14 protein-coding genes are annotated in these 19998 nt (G+C 62.8%); 12 read left to right on the top strand and 2 right to left on the bottom strand.

The window, feature by feature from the left end; genetic code table 11:
* Window positions 1–57 precede the first annotated feature (57 nt).
* The 4 genes from tsaD to murJ are packed head-to-tail and all read left to right on the top strand — an operon-like array spanning window position 58 to window position 4219.
* A complete protein-coding gene (gene tsaD / locus J8Z04_RS06040; protein WP_192848066.1) occupies window positions 58–1185 on the top strand; it encodes a tRNA (adenosine(37)-N6)-threonylcarbamoyltransferase complex transferase subunit TsaD in 1128 nt (375 codons plus the stop codon).
* On the top strand, window positions 1182–2153 hold the full coding sequence (locus tag J8Z04_RS06035; RefSeq protein WP_043560562.1) for an NAD(P)H-dependent glycerol-3-phosphate dehydrogenase: 972 nt from the start codon (window positions 1182–1184) through the stop codon (window positions 2151–2153). The genes tsaD and J8Z04_RS06035 overlap by 4 nt, the downstream gene beginning before the upstream one ends.
* Window positions 2154–2161: 8 nt before the next feature.
* Window positions 2162–2659, top strand: coding sequence for a glutathione peroxidase (locus J8Z04_RS06030; protein ID WP_103765443.1), 498 nt, complete (start codon window positions 2162–2164; stop codon window positions 2657–2659).
* 3 nt (window positions 2660–2662) lie between these two features.
* Window positions 2663–4219 carry a murein biosynthesis integral membrane protein MurJ gene (gene murJ / locus J8Z04_RS06025; protein ID WP_192848065.1) on the top strand — a complete coding sequence of 519 codons (1557 nt, stop codon included), beginning with the start codon at window positions 2663–2665 and terminating at the stop codon, window positions 4217–4219.
* Between the two features lie 18 nt (window positions 4220–4237).
* Here murJ and J8Z04_RS06020 read toward each other — a convergent pair whose 3' ends face one another.
* Window positions 4238–4705 carry a GAF domain-containing protein gene (locus J8Z04_RS06020; RefSeq protein WP_081563459.1) on the bottom strand — a complete coding sequence of 156 codons (468 nt, stop codon included), beginning with the start codon at window positions 4703–4705 and terminating at the stop codon, window positions 4238–4240.
* A gap of 185 nt (window positions 4706–4890) precedes the next feature.
* On the opposite strand from J8Z04_RS06020, the gene mutS reads away from it, so the two are divergent.
* Together mutS and J8Z04_RS06010 are read left to right on the top strand one after the other, a co-directional pair.
* The gene (mutS, locus tag J8Z04_RS06015) at window positions 4891–7608 is read left to right on the top strand and encodes a DNA mismatch repair protein MutS (protein ID WP_232086315.1); all 2718 of its coding nucleotides are present in this window, start codon (window positions 4891–4893) and stop codon (window positions 7606–7608) included.
* On the top strand, window positions 7598–10474 hold the full coding sequence (locus J8Z04_RS06010; protein WP_192848064.1) for a [protein-PII] uridylyltransferase: 2877 nt from the start codon (window positions 7598–7600) through the stop codon (window positions 10472–10474). Before mutS ends, J8Z04_RS06010 begins: the two co-directional genes overlap by 11 nt.
* Before the next feature lie 46 nt (window positions 10475–10520).
* On the opposite strand, the gene J8Z04_RS06005 is transcribed toward J8Z04_RS06010, so the two are convergent.
* The gene (locus J8Z04_RS06005; protein ID WP_192848063.1) at window positions 10521–12782 is read right to left on the bottom strand and encodes a TonB-dependent receptor; all 2262 of its coding nucleotides are present in this window, start codon (window positions 12780–12782) and stop codon (window positions 10521–10523) included.
* Window positions 12783–12987: 205 nt separating this feature from the next.
* On the opposite strand from J8Z04_RS06005, the gene J8Z04_RS06000 reads away from it, so the two are divergent.
* The 6 genes from J8Z04_RS06000 (at window position 12988) to J8Z04_RS05975 (ending at window position 19995) form a co-directional block, all read left to right on the top strand.
* Window positions 12988–14442, top strand: coding sequence for a PepSY-associated TM helix domain-containing protein (locus tag J8Z04_RS06000; RefSeq protein WP_192848062.1), 1455 nt, complete (start codon window positions 12988–12990; stop codon window positions 14440–14442).
* On the top strand, window positions 14439–14759 hold the full coding sequence (locus J8Z04_RS05995; RefSeq protein ID WP_192848061.1) for a hypothetical protein: 321 nt from the start codon (window positions 14439–14441) through the stop codon (window positions 14757–14759). The genes J8Z04_RS06000 and J8Z04_RS05995 overlap by 4 nt, the downstream gene beginning before the upstream one ends.
* A complete protein-coding gene (locus J8Z04_RS05990; RefSeq protein WP_192848060.1) occupies window positions 14756–15793 on the top strand; it encodes a hypothetical protein in 1038 nt (345 codons plus the stop codon). The genes J8Z04_RS05995 and J8Z04_RS05990 overlap by 4 nt, the downstream gene beginning before the upstream one ends.
* 26 nt (window positions 15794–15819) lie before the next feature.
* Window positions 15820–17217 carry a threonine synthase gene (thrC, locus tag J8Z04_RS05985; RefSeq protein ID WP_043560577.1) on the top strand — a complete coding sequence of 466 codons (1398 nt, stop codon included), beginning with the start codon at window positions 15820–15822 and terminating at the stop codon, window positions 17215–17217.
* A 163-nt stretch (window positions 17218–17380) separates the two neighbouring features.
* Window positions 17381–18649 (top strand): M16 family metallopeptidase, encoded by a 1269-nt coding sequence (locus J8Z04_RS05980; RefSeq protein WP_192848059.1) that lies wholly within the window; start codon window positions 17381–17383, stop codon window positions 18647–18649.
* Window positions 18646–19995: a TldD/PmbA family protein gene (locus J8Z04_RS05975; protein ID WP_192848058.1), complete on the top strand. Its 1350-nt coding sequence runs from the start codon at window positions 18646–18648 to the stop codon at window positions 19993–19995. Before J8Z04_RS05980 ends, J8Z04_RS05975 begins: the two co-directional genes overlap by 4 nt.
* The last annotated feature ends 3 nt before the right edge of the window (window positions 19996–19998 follow it).

Here is a 19998-nt window from a genome sequence, read left to right as displayed (position 1 = left end):
ATAACCGATTCTGGAAGGGGTGTCATGCTCCGAAGAATCCGCCATAATGAACCAATCATGTCTGACATTTCCCACCTGACGCCGCTTCTGGCCATCGAGACCTCATGCGATGACACCGCCTGCGCCATTCTGGACGCCCACGGAGCCCTGCTCGGGGAAAGCGTCCTCTCGCAGGAGGATCATGCTGCCCTGGGCGGTGTCGTGCCGGAGCTGGCCGCCCGTGCCCACCTGAAGGCCCTGCCGGAACTGGTGGAGCTGACCCTCCAGCGGGCCGGACTGGAGCTGGAGGACATCGCCCTTTTTGCCGCCACGACCGGCCCCGGCCTGATTGGCGGGCTGATTGTTGGCAGTTCCTACGCCAAGGGGCTGGCCATGGCCTGCGGGAAGCCTTTCATGGGCATCAACCATATCGAAGGCCACATCCTGACCCCCCGCCTGCCTGCGGCCCTGCGGCCGGATGAAGCGGCCCCGGCTTTCCCCTATCTCGCCCTGCTCGTCTCTGGCGGGCACTGCCAGTGCATCACCGTGGAGGATACCGGCCAGTATCGCCGCCTTGGAGGCACGATTGACGATTCCGCCGGGGAAGCCTTCGACAAGGTGGCCAAGATGCTGGGACTGGGCTGGCCCGGCGGCCCGGCACTGGAGAAGCTCGCCAGAGAAGGCGACCCGCAGGCCTACAGCCTGCCTCGCCCGCTGAAAGGCCGCCCCGGCTGCGATTTTTCCTTCTCCGGCCTCAAGACGGCCGTCGCCCGCCACATCGAACCATACGGACGTGAGGCCCTGCCCCGACAGGTGGCCGCCGACCTCGCCGCCTCCTTCCAGCAGGCCGTGACGGACGTGATGACGGACCGCATCCTCAATGCTCTGGCTCTGGCACCGCAGGTCACCTCACTCGTGGTGGCCGGTGGCGTGGCGGCCAACAGCGTGCTGCGCCAGAGGCTGGAAAAAATTGCCAGCCAGCACGGGATCACCTTCCTTGCGCCCCCGCTACGTCTCTGCACCGACAATGCCGCCATGATCGGCTGGGCTGCGCTGGAACGGCTAAAACAGGGTGAAGTGCCGGACGACATCACCCTGGCCCCCCGCCCCCGCTGGCCGCTGAGTGAACGCCAGCCCTACCGGCCACAGGCCACACAGGAAACGTCCTCCACCGGACACAGCTCTCTGATGGAACCATCCGCATGACCGTCCAGCCACATATTGCCGTCATCGGTGCCGGAGCATGGGGCATCGCTCTGGCCTGCACCCTCTCCCACATCGCCCGGATCACCCTCTGGACACGCACTCCCGTTCCGGCAGGCATCCGTGCCCTGCCGCACCTGCCACAGGTCACCCTGCCAGAGGCCGTCACCGTCACCAGCGACCTGCCGACGGAAGCCGACATCGTGGTGCTTGTTGTCCCCACGCAGGGGCTGCGGGATGTCACCATGGCCCTCCAGAAGCATCTGAAGCCTGACGTGCCGGTCATCACATGCTGCAAGGGGATGGAGCGGGGCACCTTCCTGCTCCCTCTCCAGATCGTGGAGCAGACCATGCCCGGCCGACCGGCTGCCGTTCTCTCCGGCCCCAACTTCGCCATCGAGGTGGCCCGGGGCATGCCCGCCGCAGCCACGCTGGCCGCGCATGATCTCGCCTTCGTCACGGCGCTGACCGAACGCCTCACCACCCCCACCCTGCGCCTCTATGCCAGCACGGACCCGCTGGGCGTGCAGATCGCCGGGGCAGCCAAGAATGTCATCGCCATCGGGGCGGGCATCAGTGTCGGTGCCGGGATGGGTGAAAATGCCAGAGCCGCCATCATCACCCGTGCGCTGGCCGAAACGGCCCGCCTTGTCGATGCCATGGGGGGGCAGGGCCGTACCATGTACGGCCTGGCCGGAATGGGCGACCTGATCCTGACCGCCACGGGGGCTGGATCCCGCAATTACAGCCTGGGCGTGGCCATGGGGAAAGGCGAGAACATACAGGACATCCTCGCCCAGCGTGACACGGTGGCCGAGGGCGTTCTGACAGCCCCGACATTGCAGGAGCTTGGCCAGCGTTTCGGCATCGAAACCCCCATCATCAATGTCATCACCCGTCTCCTGTCCGGGGAGCTGACCCCCCATCAGGCCCGTGACGAGCTGCTGGACCGCCCCACCCGTTTTGAATAGGCCCCATCATGACCAGCTTTTATGATTTCCGGCTCCCCGCCCTTGAAGGCGGCGAGATTGACCTCTCCCAGTGGCGGGGCCGCCCCGTACTGGTCGTCAACACAGCCTCCGAATGTGGCTTCACCAAACAGTATGAGGGCCTCCAGACCCTGTGGCGTGACATGGGACATTCCACGCCGGATGGCCTCATCGTGCTTGGCGTGCCCAGCAATGATTTCGGCAGACAGGAGCCGGGGACATCGGAGCAGATCAGCCAGTTCTGCCAGCGTCGTTATGGCGTGAGCTTCCCTCTGGCAGCACGCTCCGTCGTCCGGGGAACGGAAGCCATTCCGCTGTTCCACTGGCTGGCGAAGGAAGGAGGCTTCCTCTCCCTGCCCCGCTGGAATTTCTACAAATATCTCATCGACCGTCAGGGAAAGCTGCACCGCTGGTTCACCCCGCTGACAGACCCCCAGGCCCCCCGCCTGCTGGAGGAGATCCGCCGGGTAAGCCGGAAACACGCCTGAACGATGCTGCGTCACCTTCTCACCGTTGGCAGCTGGACCATGCTGTCCCGCCTGCTGGGGCTGGTGCGGGACCAGCTTCTGGCCATGTTTCTGGGGGCCGGCCCCGTGCAGGATGCGTACCAGATCGCCTTCCGTCTGCCCAACATGTTCCGCCGCCTCTTCGGAGAAGGGGCCCTGAACGCCGCTTTCGTTCCGCTTTTCACGTCCCGTTATGAGAAGGAAGGCCCACCGGCTGCCCTTCTGCTGGCCGGGCAGGCCTTCTCCCTCCTGCTGCTCTGGCTGAGCCTGCTGACCATTCTGGCAGAAATCTTCATGCCGTGGGTGATCGACCTCATCGCCCCCGGCTTCCGCTCCCACGGCACGGGCCGTTTCGCCATCGCCGTGCAGCTCACCCGCATCACCATGCCCTATACGGTGCTGATCTGCGGAGCAGCCCTGGTCGCCGGCATCCTCAATGCCCGCAACCATTTCGCAGCCGCCTCGGCGGCGTACATTTCCTTCAACATCGTCGGGATCGCCGCCATTCTTGTGGGGGCCTTCTGGGGGCACCAGCATGTCGCCCCAACCAGCGCATGGGGCATCACCCTCTCCGGTATCGCCCAGCTTGCCGGGCTGCTCTGGGCAGCCCGAAAGGCCGGACTGACGGTGCCACTGGTCCGCCCGGCGCTGTCGCCCGACATCCGGCTGCTACTCCGCCGGATGCTGCCGGGGCTGGTCGGCTCCGGCGTCACGCAGATCAACCTGACCATCGACACCATCATCGCCACCCTGCTGCCAACAGGCTCCATCTCGTGGCTCTATTTTGCAGACCGGGTCAACCAGCTTCCTCTTGGCGTGCTGGGGGCGGCCCTCGGCACGACGCTGCTGCCGCTCTTCACCCGTCACGTCGCTGCCAATGACCGCTCCGCCCTCCAGACCAGCCTGACCCAGGCCCTGAACTACGCCCTGCTGCTCAGCCTCCCCGCCATGATCGGCCTGTTCAGCCTGGCACCGGAGATCATGGCCACCCTGTTCGGCTATGGGCATTTCACACCCCATGACGTGCAGAATTCCGCCGCAGCCCTCCGCATGTATGCGCTCGGGCTGCCCGCCTTCATCATCATCAAGCTGCTGGCTCCGGCCTTTTTTGCCGAAGGCGACACCACGACACCGGTCCGCATCGGCTTCGTCACGATGGGGATCAATCTGGCCCTCAACCTGCTGCTGTACCGCACGCTGGCCCATCTGGCTCCACCACTGGCCAGCACGCTGGCCGCCATCGTCAACATGGGGGCACTGGCCCTGCTGCTCTGGAGACGGGACTCGTTCCGCCCCACCGTCACGAGCCTGTCACGGGCCATCCGCATCATGGTGGCCGCTCTCATCATGGGCGTCTGGGCCTGGGGCTGTGCCCGCTTTCTGGCCACCGGCCTGCCGGAATGGCACGCCCTGCCCCGACTCTGCACCCTGATCATCCTGATCGGCAGCAGCGCCGCACTTTATGGCGGGCTGCTCGTGGCCCTGCGGGTGCTGGGACTGGAGGAACTCCGTACCCGCCTGCTCCGGCGTTTCAGGCGCTAGGCAGGCGGAAAAACAATTTCAGAGATGCGATTCCAAAAGCCGGACAAGGGCTTCCAGCTGTGCCTGATCTTCTGCCGAAAAGCGATTCTTCACGGGACTGTCGATGTCCAGCACGCCATGCACTTCCCCACCCTTCATGATGGGCAGGACGATCTCCGATTCCGAGGCTCCATCACAGGCGATGTGACCGGGGAAGGCATGGACATCTGCCACACGCTGCACGGCCCGTTCTGCCACAGCAGCCCCGCAGACGCCCTTGCCCACGGCGATCCGCGTGCAGGCCACCCGGCCCTGGAACGGACCAAGGACCAGCTCACCACCTTTCATCAGGTAAAAACCGACCCAGTTGACCTGCGCCATCGCCTCGAACAGCAGGGCAGCAATATTGGCCAGATTGGCGATTTCGTCCCGTTCGGCTTCCAGCAGCCCCTGAGCCATCGGGAGAACATCTTCAAAAACAACATGATTTTCCGGTGCAGTACTCATGAGGCCACCATGCCGCCCCGGGGCAGGTTGTGGCAAGGGAAACCACTCTACCCTGCCCTGCCATCATGACTCTGGCCTTCCCCTCACCATTTCATGATAATAAGAAGCATCGCATCTCAACTTAACCTTCTATTAATCTTCATGGGCTGCCCAGCCACGACAAAGCGGTGAGGTCTTTTTTCTGCATGGTCGACCAGAAACCATCCGTCCCTCCCATTCCCCCGCAGGTAACGGGGAAGGTCACGCCGACCATGGAGCAGTGGTTCACCCTGAAAAAGCAGGAACCTGATGCCCTGCTCTTCTTCCGCATGGGAGACTTCTACGAGCTTTTCTTTGGCGATGCCCATGCGGCCGCCCTTGCGCTGGACATCACCCTCACTCACCGGGGGACTCATGATGAGGAACCCATCCCCATGTGTGGCGTGCCCGTGGGCACGGCGCAGGTCTACCTCTCCCGGCTCATCCGCCGGGGCTTCCGGGTGGCCGTGGCCGAACAGACGGAAATCCCCCGCAAGGGCCAGAAAGGCCCGCTCCGCCGGGAGATCGTCCGTGTCATCACGCCCGGTACCCTGACGGAAGATGAGCTGCTGGAAGCCGGACGGGCCAACACGCTGCTGGCCATCGTCGCCCCGGACAGACGCCGCAGGCACTGCCTCGGGGCGGCCTGGATCGACATTTCCACCGGTACGCTGGAACTGCTCCAGCTGGAGGCAGACACCCTGGCCGAGCTGCTGGCCCGCCTCTCCCCCTCGGAAATTCTCTCCGACCCGGCCCTGATCCCGGCGGACCATGCCGGAATCATCACCCCCTCCACGGCCGCTCCCAGCCGGGAAGCCGCAGAACGCACCGTGACAGACGCCTATCAGGTCGCCCAGATGGATGCGCTGGGGGATTTCCGGGATGAACAGATCATCGCCTGTGCCGTGCTGCTGGACTATGTCCGCCGCAGCCAGGCGGGCAGGCTCCCCCGGCTGGCCCCTCCCATCGACCACGGGCTGGACAGCATCATGGGGCTGGACCCGGCCACCCGCAGCAGTCTCGACATTCTCCAGTCCCGGGATGGCGGCAGCAGGCACACGCTCTTCACCAGTGTCAATCAGACAGCCACAGCGGCCGGTACCCGCCTTCTGTCCCACTGGGTCAGCACCCCCAGCACGGACCTCACCCTCATCACGCAACGGCAGGAGGGCTGGAACTGGCTTCACCAGCATCCCCAGCCCACGGGAACATTGCGGGACATCCTCCGGCAGGCTCCCGATTCCGCCCGTGCCCTGGGGCGCATCTCCAGCGGCCGTCCCCTGCCACGGGACCTTGCCGCCATCCGGGACACGCTCCGGGCAGCGGATCAGATCACCGGGATACTCGGCGGACTGACAGAAACCGGCATGCCCGAGCGCATCCGCCATGTCGGAGCCAGCCTGTACGGGCGGGCCGACGCCCTGCTGGAACGGCTTGAGGCCGCCCTCAACACCGAGCTGCCCGTCAAGATCGAGGATGGTGGGGTCATCGCTCCCGGCTTTGATGCCGAGCTGGACCGCCAGCGGGACCTGCGGGACAACAGCCGCCGCCTGATCGCCCAGCTGCAGGTCCGCCTGTCGGAAGACTATGAGATTTCCAGCCTGCGCATCCGCCATCACAACCAGCTCGGCTACGTCATCGAGGTTCCTGCGGCGGCAGGCCGGAAACTGCGCCAGCATGAGGGGCTGAGCCTGCGGCAGGGCACGGCGAGTCTCGCCCGCTTCTCCAATGAAGAACTCTCCTCGCTCAACCAGGCCATTCTGGAAGCGTCGGAAAAAGCCGACGAGCTGGAACGTCACCTTTTTGCCGACCTGGCCCAGCACTGCCTCAACACCCCTGCCCTTGATGATGTCGGCCGTGCCCTGGCCGAGCTGGATGCGCTGATCTCCTGCGCCCGCATCATGGACCGTGGCACATGGTGCCGCCCCACCATGACGAACGGGCAGGATTTCACGCTCCGTGCCTGCCGTCACCCCGTGGTGGAAGCCGCCCTGCACGACCAGGCCGCCCATGACACGGCCTTCATCGCCAATGACTGCACCCTGCCACCGGAAAAACACGCCATCCTGCTGACAGGCCCCAACATGGCCGGGAAATCGACCTTCCTGCGCCAGAACGCCCTGGCCGTCATTCTGGCACAGGCCGGGCTGCCCGTCCCGGCACAGGAGGCAACGATCGGCATCGTGGACCGGCTCTTCTCCCGTGTGGGGGCGGCCGACGATCTGGCCCGTGGGCGTTCCACCTTCATGGTGGAAATGACGGAGACCGCCGCCATCCTCAATCAGGCGGGGCCACGCTCCCTTGTCGTGGTGGATGAGATCGGGCGGGGCACCTCGACGCTGGATGGCCTCTCCATCGCCTGGGCCACGCTGGAGGCCCTGCACTCCCAGCTGCGCTGCCGCACCATCTTCGCCACGCACTTTCATGAGCTCGGTGCCCTGCTGGAAACCCTCCCCCGGCTGGCCGCCTGCACCATGGCCGTGCGGGAATGGAAGGGGCATGTCGTCTTCCAGCACGAGGTCCGGCCCGGGCTGGCCCAGAAAAGCTGGGGCCTGCATGTGGCAAAGCTGGCGGGCATTCCAGCTTCCGTCCTCCAGCGGGCACGGGTCCTGCTGGCACGCCTCGAGGGCGAACGGGGACAGACCCGCCAGCCTGCCAGCCTGCCCCTGTTTGAACAGGCCGCCATGGAAACCCCTCCACCGGATGCCCCCCTGCCCACTGGCCATACCTCCACCGACGGACTGGCCACCCTCCATGCCCTGCGTGACGAACTGGCAGGGCTGGACCCGGACTCCCTCTCCCCCCGGGAGGCCCATTCAGCCCTCTATCAGCTGAAAAGCCTGATGGATGGCCTTGCCAAAAAGGATGTTGCGGATGCAGAATGACGCAACGGGTACCCTGCAAAACCTGCCAGAGCCTGCCGCCAACAAGAGAGCTGTCATGTCTGCTCCCCTCACCTCCCTCCCTCCATCACACATGAACCAGGCCTGGCAGCCCGTCGTGCCCCGCCAGGAAGCTCTGGAACAGCTGAGAACAGAACTCGGCCTGCAACGGGAGCGTATCCGCCAGCAGTTTGAAAAACGGGAAACGAGCGGTGTGGAAACAGCCCGCAACCTCGCCCTGCTGATGGACCATGTCATTGCAGAACTGGCCCGCCATGCCGGGCTGCCCTCTGCCCCACAGGAAGATGGAACAGGTGAGGCCTTCTGCCTCTGTGCCACGGGCGGACATGGTGCGGGACTGCTGGCTCCCTTCAGTGATGTGGACCTGCTCTTCCTGACCGAGGCCCCTCCCTCTGCGAACCTCATCAAAGCCATCGAGTACATCCTCTATACACTGTGGGACCTAGGGCTGCGGGTCGGCCATGCCACACGCACCATCGACAGTGCCATGGAGATGGCCAGAACAGACCAGACCTCCTGCACGACCCTGCTGGACATACGCCCTCTCCACGGACAGAAATCACTCGTCCTGGCTCTCCAGGAAAAGCTGGAAGCCTATCTGAAAGGCCCTGCACTGGAGCGCTTCGTCCTCCAGGCCATCACCCAGCGGGAGGAGCGGCACCAGAGGTTTGGTGATACACCCTATCTGGTCGAGCCACACATCAAGGAAGGCAAAGGCGGGCTGCGGGACCTTCAGGTCCTGAACTGGATTGGCTATGCCGTGCTGGGAAATGGTCTTTCAATAAAATCCAACCTCCAGCGTGCCCAGGGGCTGGCCCCGGCCTGTACCCTGCTCGGCCTGCTGACACAACGGGAAATATCCCGTACCCGCAGCCTCTGGAACTTCCTCTGGACGGTGCGGCTCAACCTTCATTACATCACCGGCCGGAATGAAGAACGTCTGACATTTGATGTCCAGCCCATTATCGGGGCCAGGATGCGCTATGGCAATCATGGTCATCAGCGAGGGGTGGAGCGCTTCATGCGCCACCATTTCCTCATGGCCCGGGCCGTGATGCGGCTGACCCATGTCTTCCAGCCTGCCATCCTTCTGCACCTGCGCAACCAGCTCCAGCAGCGCCCCCCGCGGGTGGAACCGGGGCCAGACGGATTCCAGCGCATTGATGGCTGCCTCAGTTTCCCCAACCCGCTGGCCCTTGTCCGGGAACCTGTGACCGTCCTGCGTTTTCTGGACTGTGCACGCCGCCATCAACTGGCTCTGCACCCTGCTGCCATACAGCATATCATCCGTTTTGAACGGCACAGCGCCTTCCTCCGCCATGATGATGAGGCCTCCGCCCTCTTCATCAGGCTGCTCTGCGAACCGGCTGCTGAACTTCCGACACCAGGCACAGCTACTGTACCGGAGCAATATCCCGAGCAGTGGCAGGACCGCCTCTTCTGGCTGCCACTGCTCAACGAGACGGGCATCCTCTCCCATCTCCTGCCTGGCTGGTCCCGCATCCTCGGTCGGACGCAGTTTGATGGCTATCACATCCATACCGTGGATGCCCATACGATCGAAGCCATCCGTATCCTGCGGATGATTGAGCAGAACCGCATGGCAGACGAGCTGCCGCTGACCTACAGGCTGGCCCGTACCATGACACAACGGCCCCTGCTCTATCTTGCCACGCTGATGCATGACATCGGCAAGGGCCGGGGCGGCAACCACTCCGAGATCGGGGCCGAAATCGCCACACATATCTGCCAGCAGCTTGGTCTCTCCGCCAGCGACACAGATACGGTCTCATGGCTGGTGCTCCACCACCTGCTGCTGTCCCGCACGGCTTTCAGCCGGGACATTGATGACCCCCAGACCATTCTGGACCTCGCTGACACCATCCAGTCCCCCAAGCGGCTGCGGATGCTGCTCCTGCTCAGCATTGCCGACATCCGGGCCGTTGGCCCACGGGCATGGAACGCATGGAAGGCCACCCTGCTGGGCCGCCTCTATGCCCGCATAGCCGATGTGCTGGAAGGCGGCCTGCAGGCCCGGGAAGATGATGAACGGGTGGAACACAACAAGGCCTTCGTCCGGCAGGAGCTGATGGACAAAGACATGGCCCCCGCAGACATCGCCTCCTTCATGAAGCTTGGCAGCCCCGGCTACTGGCTGAGCTTCGACCCGCAGAGCCATGTCCGCCATGCCGGATTGATCAGCCAACACCGTGAGGACGGGCGTGACAACGCCATCATCATGGACATCGTCCCCCTCCCGAGCCGGGGAATCACGGAGCTGACCGTCTTCTGCAAGGACAAGCCGGGCCTCTTCTCCCGCATCACGGGGGCACTGGCCCTCTGCGGGGCCACCATCGCCGATGCCCGCATCCATACGCTCCACAATGGCATGGTGCTGGACACATTCTGGTTCCAGACCCCTCACGGCGAGGCTTTTCTGGAGCCGGAACATGTAGAACGCCTGCGTGAGACAATCACGCAGGTCATGGAAGGGGATGTCAATCTGGACGAGACGCTCAGTGCCGCCAGCTTCCCCCTCGTCCGGCGGCTGGAAGCCCTTCCCATTCCCTCCCGTGTTCTCATCGACAATGATGCGTCAGAAAATCACAGCATCGTCGAGGTCAACGGGCGGGACAGACCGGCCCTGCTGTACAACATCACCGCCACGCTCAGCCGCCTGAAACTGCACATTTCTTCCGCCCACATCATGACCTACGGGCTGCGGGCCGTGGACGTATTCTATGTGACGGATGCGGAAGGTCACAAGCTGGCAACGCCAGAGCAGGAAGAGGCCCTTCAGACGGCCCTGCTGGAAACGCTCCGCCACACGGAGGCGGACATCTCCTGACGGGAACAGGGCCGTGCCTGCATGGCATGGCCCCGTCCGGTTCGACTCACATGTCGGTCGAGAAAGACGCCTTGAAGGTCCGTGGCAGCCCCTGGGTCAGATAACCGTTCACGCTGCTGAACGCCGTGTAGGATGAAGCCCAGTAATGGCTGTTGGTGAGATTTTCCACACCAAAACGGAAGGTCATCGGGCGTTTCGGTGTCATCATGAAGGTGTAGCGGGCACCGAGATCGTAGGTCGTCCAGTTCGGAATCCGCAGGGAGTTCTGGACATTGACCCACTGATGGCCCGTATGGGTGACACGCCCCGTCAGGGTCAGTCCCTTCATGAAGGGAATGTCATACTCCAGATTCCCGTTGATCGTATAACCGGGAATGCCGACAGCCCTGTTGCCGACATAGTCCCCCTTGACCTGCTTGGCCTGGATGAGGGCACTGCCCCCGTTGAAGCGCAGCCCGTGAATGATCTCACCATTGACGTTCAGCTCGATGCCCTGGTTGCGCTGCCTGCCACTGGCCTTGAATATCTGTTCCGTCCCATAATCCTCGACCAGCCCTGTCGGCCGGTCCAACCGGTAGAAGGCCAGGGACGCACTGAAACGGCCAATGTCATATTTCCCGCCAACTTCATACTGGACGGTCCGTGTGGGTGACAGGAACTGCTGCGCATTGACCAGATTGGGATAGAGGGAACTCCGTGCCGGGGCCTGAAGCCCCTGGTTCAGCCCCTCCACCCGGTTGAAATAGAGAGAAGCATGGCGGGCCACATGCACCACCAGCCCAACCACAGGCGTGATGGCATCCCGGGAATAATGGGTCGGCGTGTACTGGTAGCTGTTCTGGAGAATGTGCTGGTACCGGAAGCCTCCCGTCAGGGCGATGCGGTCGTGCCAGAACGACATCGTATCCGAGAAGAACAGGCTGTAAAGCTGCGTCTTCGTGGCTGGCGTTGCCGAAACGTGATGGACCGACGCCGGCTTGGCCTGGACCCCAGGGGCGTACAGGCTCGTATCGCCGACCATTCCGCCCGCATAGCCCGTGGAGGCCCCCGACCACAGGGCCGACCCACCGGCATTGACCTCATGCTTCAGGAAACCTGTTCTGAAATGCGCCCGCACGCCACCCCGGGTGCTTTCATTGGTCTGCTGGTAGGGGACGTAGGACCCGTATCCGAAGCCGGTGCCCTTCAGCCCGTCCGAGACATAGACCGTATCGTAATTGCCTTCCTCATGGCCTGTCATGCCCCCGAACGTGCCATAGAGCATGACATGGCTGTTCAGGTCATGCTCGACATTGAGCAGCCCGAACACATAGTGCATGTCCTCATAGCTCCAGCCCTGGCTCCAGTTGCGCCCCGGTCTCGTGGGTCTGGGAACGGCCGTCAGACCGGAATTCAGCACCACGGATCCACGCCCCTGCTGGACGTTCTGGTTCTGGTAGTTGATGTCGAGGCTGATCCGGGTGTCGTCATTGTGCCAGTCCGTATCCAGGCCCAGCGCAACAGAATGACGCCGCTCACCGGAAATGGAGGTCTGGCCGTCCATGCCCGCCGCATTGAAACGGATGCCGAACTGGTCATCCCTGCCGAAACGACGTCCCACATCCAGACTGCCGCCGCCCTGACCCCTGCTGGTGTAGTCGCCCGTCAGACGAGCGAGCGGTTCGCTCCCCGCATGTTTGAACTGGAGGTTGATGTTGCCACCGACCGACGTTCCCCCCGGAGCGGCCCCGTTGATGAAGGCACTTGCCCCATTCAACACCTGCACCGAATCATAGAGCTGGGGAGAGATCAGCTGGCGGGGGCTGATTCCATACAGGCCGTTGATGGCCACATCATCCCCATAAACCGGCATCCCCCGAATGATGAACGTCTCCGAGAAATTGCCAAAACCATAGGTCGTCCGCACGGACGGGTCGTTCTGAAGCACCTGCCCCAGTGTCTGGGACTGCTGGTTCAGGATCATGCTGGACGTATAGCTGCGCAGGTTGAAGGGCAGGTCCAGCCCCTTCTTGTTGCCCAGCACGCCGGCCTGCCCGCCCAGCTTCACTTCCATCTGCTCCCGCCGCCGTGCCTTGACGAGGATGGTTTCCACCGGGGGTGCGTCCGCCTGCTGACGGTCCTTTCCGACGCTCTTCTTCCTGATGTCAGCCTTGCCGTCCGGCTGGCCGGGCCGGGCCATCTGGCCCTTTGCCGTCTGTTCTCTGCCCTCATCTCCGGCAGCCCAGACGGGATGCCCCGTCAGCATGCTGCCTGCCAGAAGGCACCAGAGAGTGACGGTTCTGCGGGAAAAACGGAAAGGAATAACCATGCGTGCCCATCCTGAACTGTGAAACTGAATGAGTGCCGCTTTATATGTTAACGATAATTATTCTCAACTTTTTTTCATAAAAAAAACCTTTTTTCTCTTACCGTTTTTTACACCCCTGTCATTTTTGCGTCCTGCCCATTTACAGAACTGCCAAAACCTCGTAATAAATGAGAATCATTCTCATTTATGCCGTGTTGCGTCCATCATGTCTCCAAGGCTCCGCACCGCACTACGCCTTTTCCATCGCTGGATCGGCTTCCCGGCTGGCCTTTTCCTGTTCGTTCTCTGCTTCACCGGCTCGCTGGCCTGTTTTTCTCCGGAAATACAGGGCTGGATGCAGCCCCGCACCGCCCTCCACAGTCCCCTGCCCGCCATGACACGCACCGGCCTGCTGAAGGCCGGACAGAATCTGAAGACACAGCTCGACACGGGCATCTTCGCTTTCCTGAAACTTCCCTCTCCACGGGACCCCGTTTTCCGCCTCTGGCACTATGATGGGCGCATCTTCCTCGGCCCCGCCCTTGCGCCTGACACGGGCCTGCCGCTGACAGACCATGACGTCACCGGCGGCACGTTTTTCGTGACCCTCCATGCCAGCCTTCACCTGCCCAACCCATGGGGGCAGATACTGACAACCACCGTAGGCATCGGTCTGCTCGTGACACTGTTGACCGGCCTGTGGCTCCAGCTGCGCCGCTTCCTGCCGGACCTGCTGCTTTTCCGCCCCCGGGCTGCCTCCCAACGCCGCTGGCTGGACCTGCACCTGCTGTGCGGCACGCTGAGCCTGCCCGTCCTGTTCATCATCGGCCTGTCCGGCGTGATCCTTCAGTCCCAGAAGCTCATCCACATGATGAACCCGCCCCATCACCCCGCAGGCCATGCCAGTCGCCATCAGGCCCACACAGCCATACCACCGTCCCTGTCTCCCGCCATCATCAGCAGCCTGACCGAAAACGGCCTGCGGCAGTGGGGCACGGTAGCAGATGGATTCTTCATGCAGACCGGCAGGGAAATCGGCCTTTATGGCCCTGACACCCTGCATTTCTGCCTCCAGAGGCAGGCCCTGACACCTTCCCACCCCACCCTGCCGCCCCGGTCCGTTTGCCCGACCGTACACAGCTTCTTCGTGGGACTGCACAACCTGCGCTGGGCCGGACTGGCAACACGCTGGTTCTACTGCTTCAGCGGTCTGATGGGCTGCATCATCATCGGGTCCGGCCTGGTCCTCTTCCTGCAGTCGGAAAGGAACAGCATCGCCCATCACCCTGTTTCCTCCACAATCCGGCAGCGCCTCCAGCGCAGTCATGAGGCCGTCACCATCGCCACCACACTGGGGCTGCCCCTGGCCACGCTGGCCCTGTTCTGGAGCACACGCCTCCCCACGCCGTTTTCCCTGTCGCCCATTCTCTGGGAAGAAAGTGTTTTCTTCGGTCTCTGGAGCCTCTCACTGCTCCATGCCTTCATCATCAGACCGGCAACCTGCCAGCAGCTCGCCCTTGTGGCTGTTCTGGGCACTTGCACTACAGGACTCGACCTGCTGACTCGCCCTTTTCATACGGGGCGACCTCTCCTCTTCGGCGCCGTGGACCTTCTGGCAGCCTGCCTTGGACTGGCTGCCCTGTCCGTTCTTCTGCATCTTTTCCGAAAGCAGGCGGCATGATCATCCTGTTCCTCATGGGCCTCTGGGCTGCTGTCTGGCTGCTCCATCTCAACAGACTGCCCACCTACAGGCGACAGAATCCCTGCCATCTTCCCCCTGCCGGAACGCTACAGACGCTTCTCCGCCCGGCCCTGCCTGCCGCCGGCCTGACCGGAGCCTGCCTTCTGGAAGGACTGGACGGACTATTCCTCTGGGTCTTCACAGCTCCAGCCACGGGCTTTCTGCTCGGCCTGACCCTCCCCCATCTGCCACACTCACCAGCTCCCAAAGGCCGGAACTTGCAAAACCATCGGGGAACACCCAGATACCTGCCATGAAAATACGTCTGTCCTCACTGCTGACCTCAGCCCTTATCATGTCGGCCGCCGTTCTGGGGCTCAGCCCCGCTGCCAGAGCAGACCGCCCCTGGCAGGACGCCCATGTGCAGGCCCGGATTGTTGGCGAACATGAGCTGAGCCTGCCGCTGGCCCCCTCGCTGAATTCCCTTCCCGATGGGTCCCCCTTCGCCTTGGGTATGACGGGCAAGATCTATCGTCTGGACCCCGTGGACAGCCGCCTCACTCTCCTGATGGACGAGTTGCCCGCCATCACGGCCCTGACGGCGACATCCCAGGGCCTCTGGGCCGTAACACAGGCGCCCACGCCCGCACTGCTCAATATCGCACCGGATACAGGGGTCATCCTCAACCATATCGGCTTCAGCAATGCCCTGGCCGTCGGCAGCCACATTTCGGCCCTTCAGGTCACGGACAGCAAAGCTTTTCTGGTCGATGACGGCGTTCCGGCTTTCGTCATCATCGACCTCAGGAGCGGTCATGCAGAGCGTCTGCTGGAAGGCGCCCCCTCCCTCAGCAGCCATGCCCCTCTCATCAGGCATGGCCAGCCCGTCACGACGGCACAGGGGCAGCCCAAAACGGGGGGCAACGTGCGCTTCCTCCTACTGGACCACGGCAAAAACTGGCTGTTTTATCAGACCCCGACAGGGCCACTTTACCGAATCGGAACTGACATTCTGACCGATTCCAGCCTTGGCCCGGCGGAACGGATAGAAGCCATGACAAACTGGCGCCGTACCCCCAGCCTTGGCGGCATGACCATCAGCCGGGATGACACGATCTACATGATCGACATCGAACATGGAGACCTGCTCGCCTTTGGTGCCGACCGCCTGCCCTGGCGCCTGCTTCATGATGAGAAACTCTATGATGCCCAGGCCGTCACACTGCTCAAAGGCCGCTCAGGCGTGCCGGGACGGCTGGCTGTCCTGACCGGTTCCGCCATGCCGGAAAACGGCACGAATCCGGCCCCAATAACCAATCACCAGCATCTTCTGGAAATTACCCTGCCCTGATGGCGTTTCGGTGATATAGTGGGGGCATGCGTTATCGATCTACCCGCGGCACACTGGATGCCGCTGCCCCCGACTTTTCCGATATTCTGCTCAGCGGTCTGGCCGGTGATGGCGGGCTCTACATGCCCGATCACTGGCCGCATATCCCCCGCGAGACCCTGACAGGCTGGCGCACCCTCTCCTATGCCGACCTTGCGGCAGAGGTCATCGGCCTGTTCACCGAGGGCAGCATAGACCGTGACACACTCCGTACCATGGCGCACGACGTCTACGGACAATTCGACCATGCCGCCGTAGCACCGCTGGTGGAAGTGGAGGATGGTCTCTTTTCGCTGGAGCTGTTCCACGGCCCGACGCTCGCCTTCAAGGACATGGCCATGCAGATGCTTGGCCGCCTCTTCGAACATGTACTGAAACAGCGCAACCACCATGTGACCATTGTCGGTGCCACATCGGGCGATACAGGATCCGCCGCCATCGAGGCCTTCCGTGGCCGGGAACATGTGTCCATCGTCATTCTCCATCCCCATGGCCGGACGTCGGAAGTCCAGCGCCGCCAGATGACCACAGTGCTGGAGGACAACGTCCTCAACATCGCCGTGGAAGGCGACTTTGATGACTGTCAGGACATGGTCAAAGCCATGTTCGCCGATGAATCCTTCCGTACGGACTGCGCCCTCTCCGCCGTCAACTCCATCAACTGGGCCCGCATTGCAGCCCAGATTCCCTATTATGTCCGCTCCGCCCTCGCTCTTGGTGGGCCGGACCGCCCGGTTTCCTTCGCCGTGCCAACCGGCAACTTCGGCAACATCCTGGCCGCCTGGGTGGCCAGCCAGATGGGGCTGCCTGTCGATCATCTCTGTGTCGGCTCCAACCGGAACGACATCCTGACCCGCTTCCTTCTGAACAACGACATGACGAAGCGGCAGGTGGAGCCGAGCCTCTCCCCCTCCATGGACATTCAGGTTTCGTCCAACTTCGAGCGTCTGCTGTTCGAGATGCTGGGCCGTGATCCCAACCGCTGCCGTGCCATCATGGAAGAATTCCGGCAGACGGGCTGCATGGCCGTGCCACATGACGCCTGGGAGCAGATCCGGGAAACTTTCCACGGCGTTGCCCTGAGTGACGAGCAGACGACCGCCACGATGAAGGCACTTTACGCTGAAAGCCATTATCTGGCAGACCCTCACTCCGCCATCGGCTTGGCAGCGGGGCGGCGCTTCCGTGAAGCAGGCGTGCCGATGGTGGCCGCCGCCACGGCCCACCCGGCCAAGTTCCCCGATGCCGTAAAGAAAGCAACCGGCATCCATCCGGAGTTGCCGCCGCATCTGGCAGACCTCTTCTCCCGCAAGGAACGTTATGAGGTTCTTCCCAACGACCTCGAAAAGGTCAAAGCGGCTGTCCGGGCGCATCGCGGACGCTGAGTCCTCCGCTGGCTGCTACACATGGGCAAAAGGGGATGGCCCTGTCAGGCTGTCCCCTTTTCCGTCTGCCCCGTGAAAAACGGGGGGACTGGAAAAAGACTCCCAGCACCCCATATTGCAAACACTTTCCGCTTCTTCTCACATCATGGACACGCAGAACTGCATGAGCGAACAGATCAGACGTACGACTCTTGAAAATGGCCTCAACATCGTGACGGAACGGATGGAGCGTGTCGAAACCGTCTCGTTCGGAGCCTATGTGGCTGCTGGCACCCGCCATGAAAGCGAAGCCACCAATGGAGCAGCCCATTTTCTCGAGCATATGGCCTTCAAAGGAACAGGGCGTCGTTCTGCCATCCGCATTGCCGAGGAAATCGAAAATGTGGGCGGTTATCTCAACGCCTACACGGCCCGAGAAAACACGGCCTATTACGTCAAGCTGCTGAAGGATGATCTGCCACTTGGCGTGGACCTCATCGGCGACATCCTCACCCACAGCACCTTTCTGCCGGAAGAAGTGGAGCGGGAACGTGGTGTCATCCTTCAGGAAATCGGTCAGGCGAATGATACGCCTGATGACATCGTCTTTGACCATTTCCAGGAATGTGCCTACCCCGATCAGCCCATGGGCCGCCCCATCCTTGGCACGGAAGATGGCATCGCCAGCATGAGCCGGGAGACGCTCATGGCCTACATGCATGAGCATTACAGCACGCAGAACATGGTCATCGCCGCAGCGGGCAATCTCCACCATGATGAGGTTGTCGACCTCGTCCGTACCCATTTTGCCGACCTGCCCACGCACACGCCACCACAGGCCGTACCGGGCCGGTATGTCGGCGGGATGAAGCAGACGGACCGCAAGCTGGACCAGGTCCACCTCCTGCTGGGTTTCCCCGCCCCCGGCTATCGGGAAAAAGGCTATTACAGTGCCATGATCCTCTCCACCCTGCTGGGAGGTGGCATGTCGTCCCGTCTGTTCCAGGAAATCCGGGAGCGGCGCGGGCTCGTCTACAGCGTCTACACCTTTGCCAGCCCCTTTGCGGACAGCGGCATGTTCGGCCTCTATGCCGGGACCGGGCCAGACAAGACGGACGAACTGATTCCTGCCGCCCTGACTGAGCTCAGCACCCTCCAGAAGGGAATCAGCAAGCAAGAACTGGACCGTGCCCGCACGCAGCTCAAGGCCTCGCTGCTCATGTCGCTGGAGAGCACAGGCAGCCGCTGTGCCCAGATCGCCCGCCAGATCCAGGTCCATGACCGCATCATTTCCACCAGCGACATGATCCGCAAGATTGATGCCGTAACGGAAGAAGACGTCCTGGCCATGGCCCGGACCATCTTCAACGGGGCTCCGACGCTGACCACCATGGGACCAGCCCGCAACATCCCCGGGCCAGATGCCATCCACGCCGCACTGAAATCCGCATGACCGATCTGCTCCCCCATCTTGAGGCCGCCCTGAAGTTTGCCCGCCAGCACGGTGCCGACCATGCCGATGCGGTCATGCTCCGTGGCCGGAGCCGCTCCGCCATGATCCGGCAGGGTCAGGCGGAAGGCCTCCGCCATGCGGAGAGCCTGTCCCTCGGGCTGCGTGTCTTCCATCAGGGCCGTGTGGCCACGGTCTCCGGCAATGACGTAACGCCGGAAGCCCTCTCACAGCTTGCAGAACGGGCCTGTGCCATGGCCAGGGTCGTTCCTCCATCCCCTGATGACGGTCTGGCAGACGAACCGCTCATGCCTGTTCCTGCCAGCACGATTGCAAAGCTCGACCTGTTCGACCCCTCTGGCACGCCGGATACGCCGGCCCTGCTGGACAGAGCCCGTGAGATGGAAGACGCAGCCCTCTCACATGCAGGCATCACCAACAGCAGTGGTGCCTCAACCAGCACGACCCTTCAGGACATCGCCCTGGCCACCAGTGCCGGCTTTGCCGGCCAGTATCAGCGCAGCGGCCACAGCTGTGGCGTCAGCGTCCTGGCGGGAACAGGAACAGGGATGCAACGGGATTATGCCCTGCACAGTGCCGTGCATCAGGCCGACCTAGAAAATCCTGCCCGGCTGGGCCATGAGGCGGCCCGCCGTGCCCTTGCCCGGCTGAACCCTACCCGCCCCAGAACGGGCCTCTATCCGGTCCTGTTCGACCCCCGCGTGTCCGGCTCCCTGCTGGGGCATCTCGCTGGGGCGATCAATGGATCCGCCATCGTGCAGGGGACTTCCTTCCTCAAGGACAGGCTGGATGAAGCGGTATTTGGGTCTGGCGTCACCATCACCGATGACCCGACCCTGCCCCGTCTTGCCGGTTCCCGCCCCTTTGATGGTGAGGGCACGGCCTGCCTGCCGCTGGACCTTGTGAAAGACGGGCAGCTTCGCCACTGGCTGCTGGACAGCCGCTGTGCCCGCAGGCTGGGTCTGCCCGCCAGCAATGGCCGGGCCAACCGGACCGGCGGGGGCAATGTCCACCCCGGTCCGTCCAACCTGTTCCTTCATGCGGGCACCCACTCCCCTGAAGAACTGAGACGTGATATCAGGGAGGGTGTGCTCATCACCGAACTGATGGGCAACGCCATCAACATGCTGACAGGCGATTACAGCCGGGGCGGTTCAGGCTTCATGATCCGCAATGGCGAGATTGCCGAGCCTGTATCAGGCATCACGGTGGCAGGTAATCTGCTTGACATGTTTGCGCGGCTCATCCCCGCCAATGACCTCAACCTGATGACGGGCCATCACGCCCCAACCATCCGTATTGACCAGATGAGTCTTGCTGGAGACTGACCA

This window comes from Bombella apis (assembly GCF_018221685.1).
Classification (GTDB): domain Bacteria; phylum Pseudomonadota; class Alphaproteobacteria; order Acetobacterales; family Acetobacteraceae; genus Bombella; species Bombella apis.
This window is presented reverse-complemented; position numbering and strand designations above follow the sequence as displayed.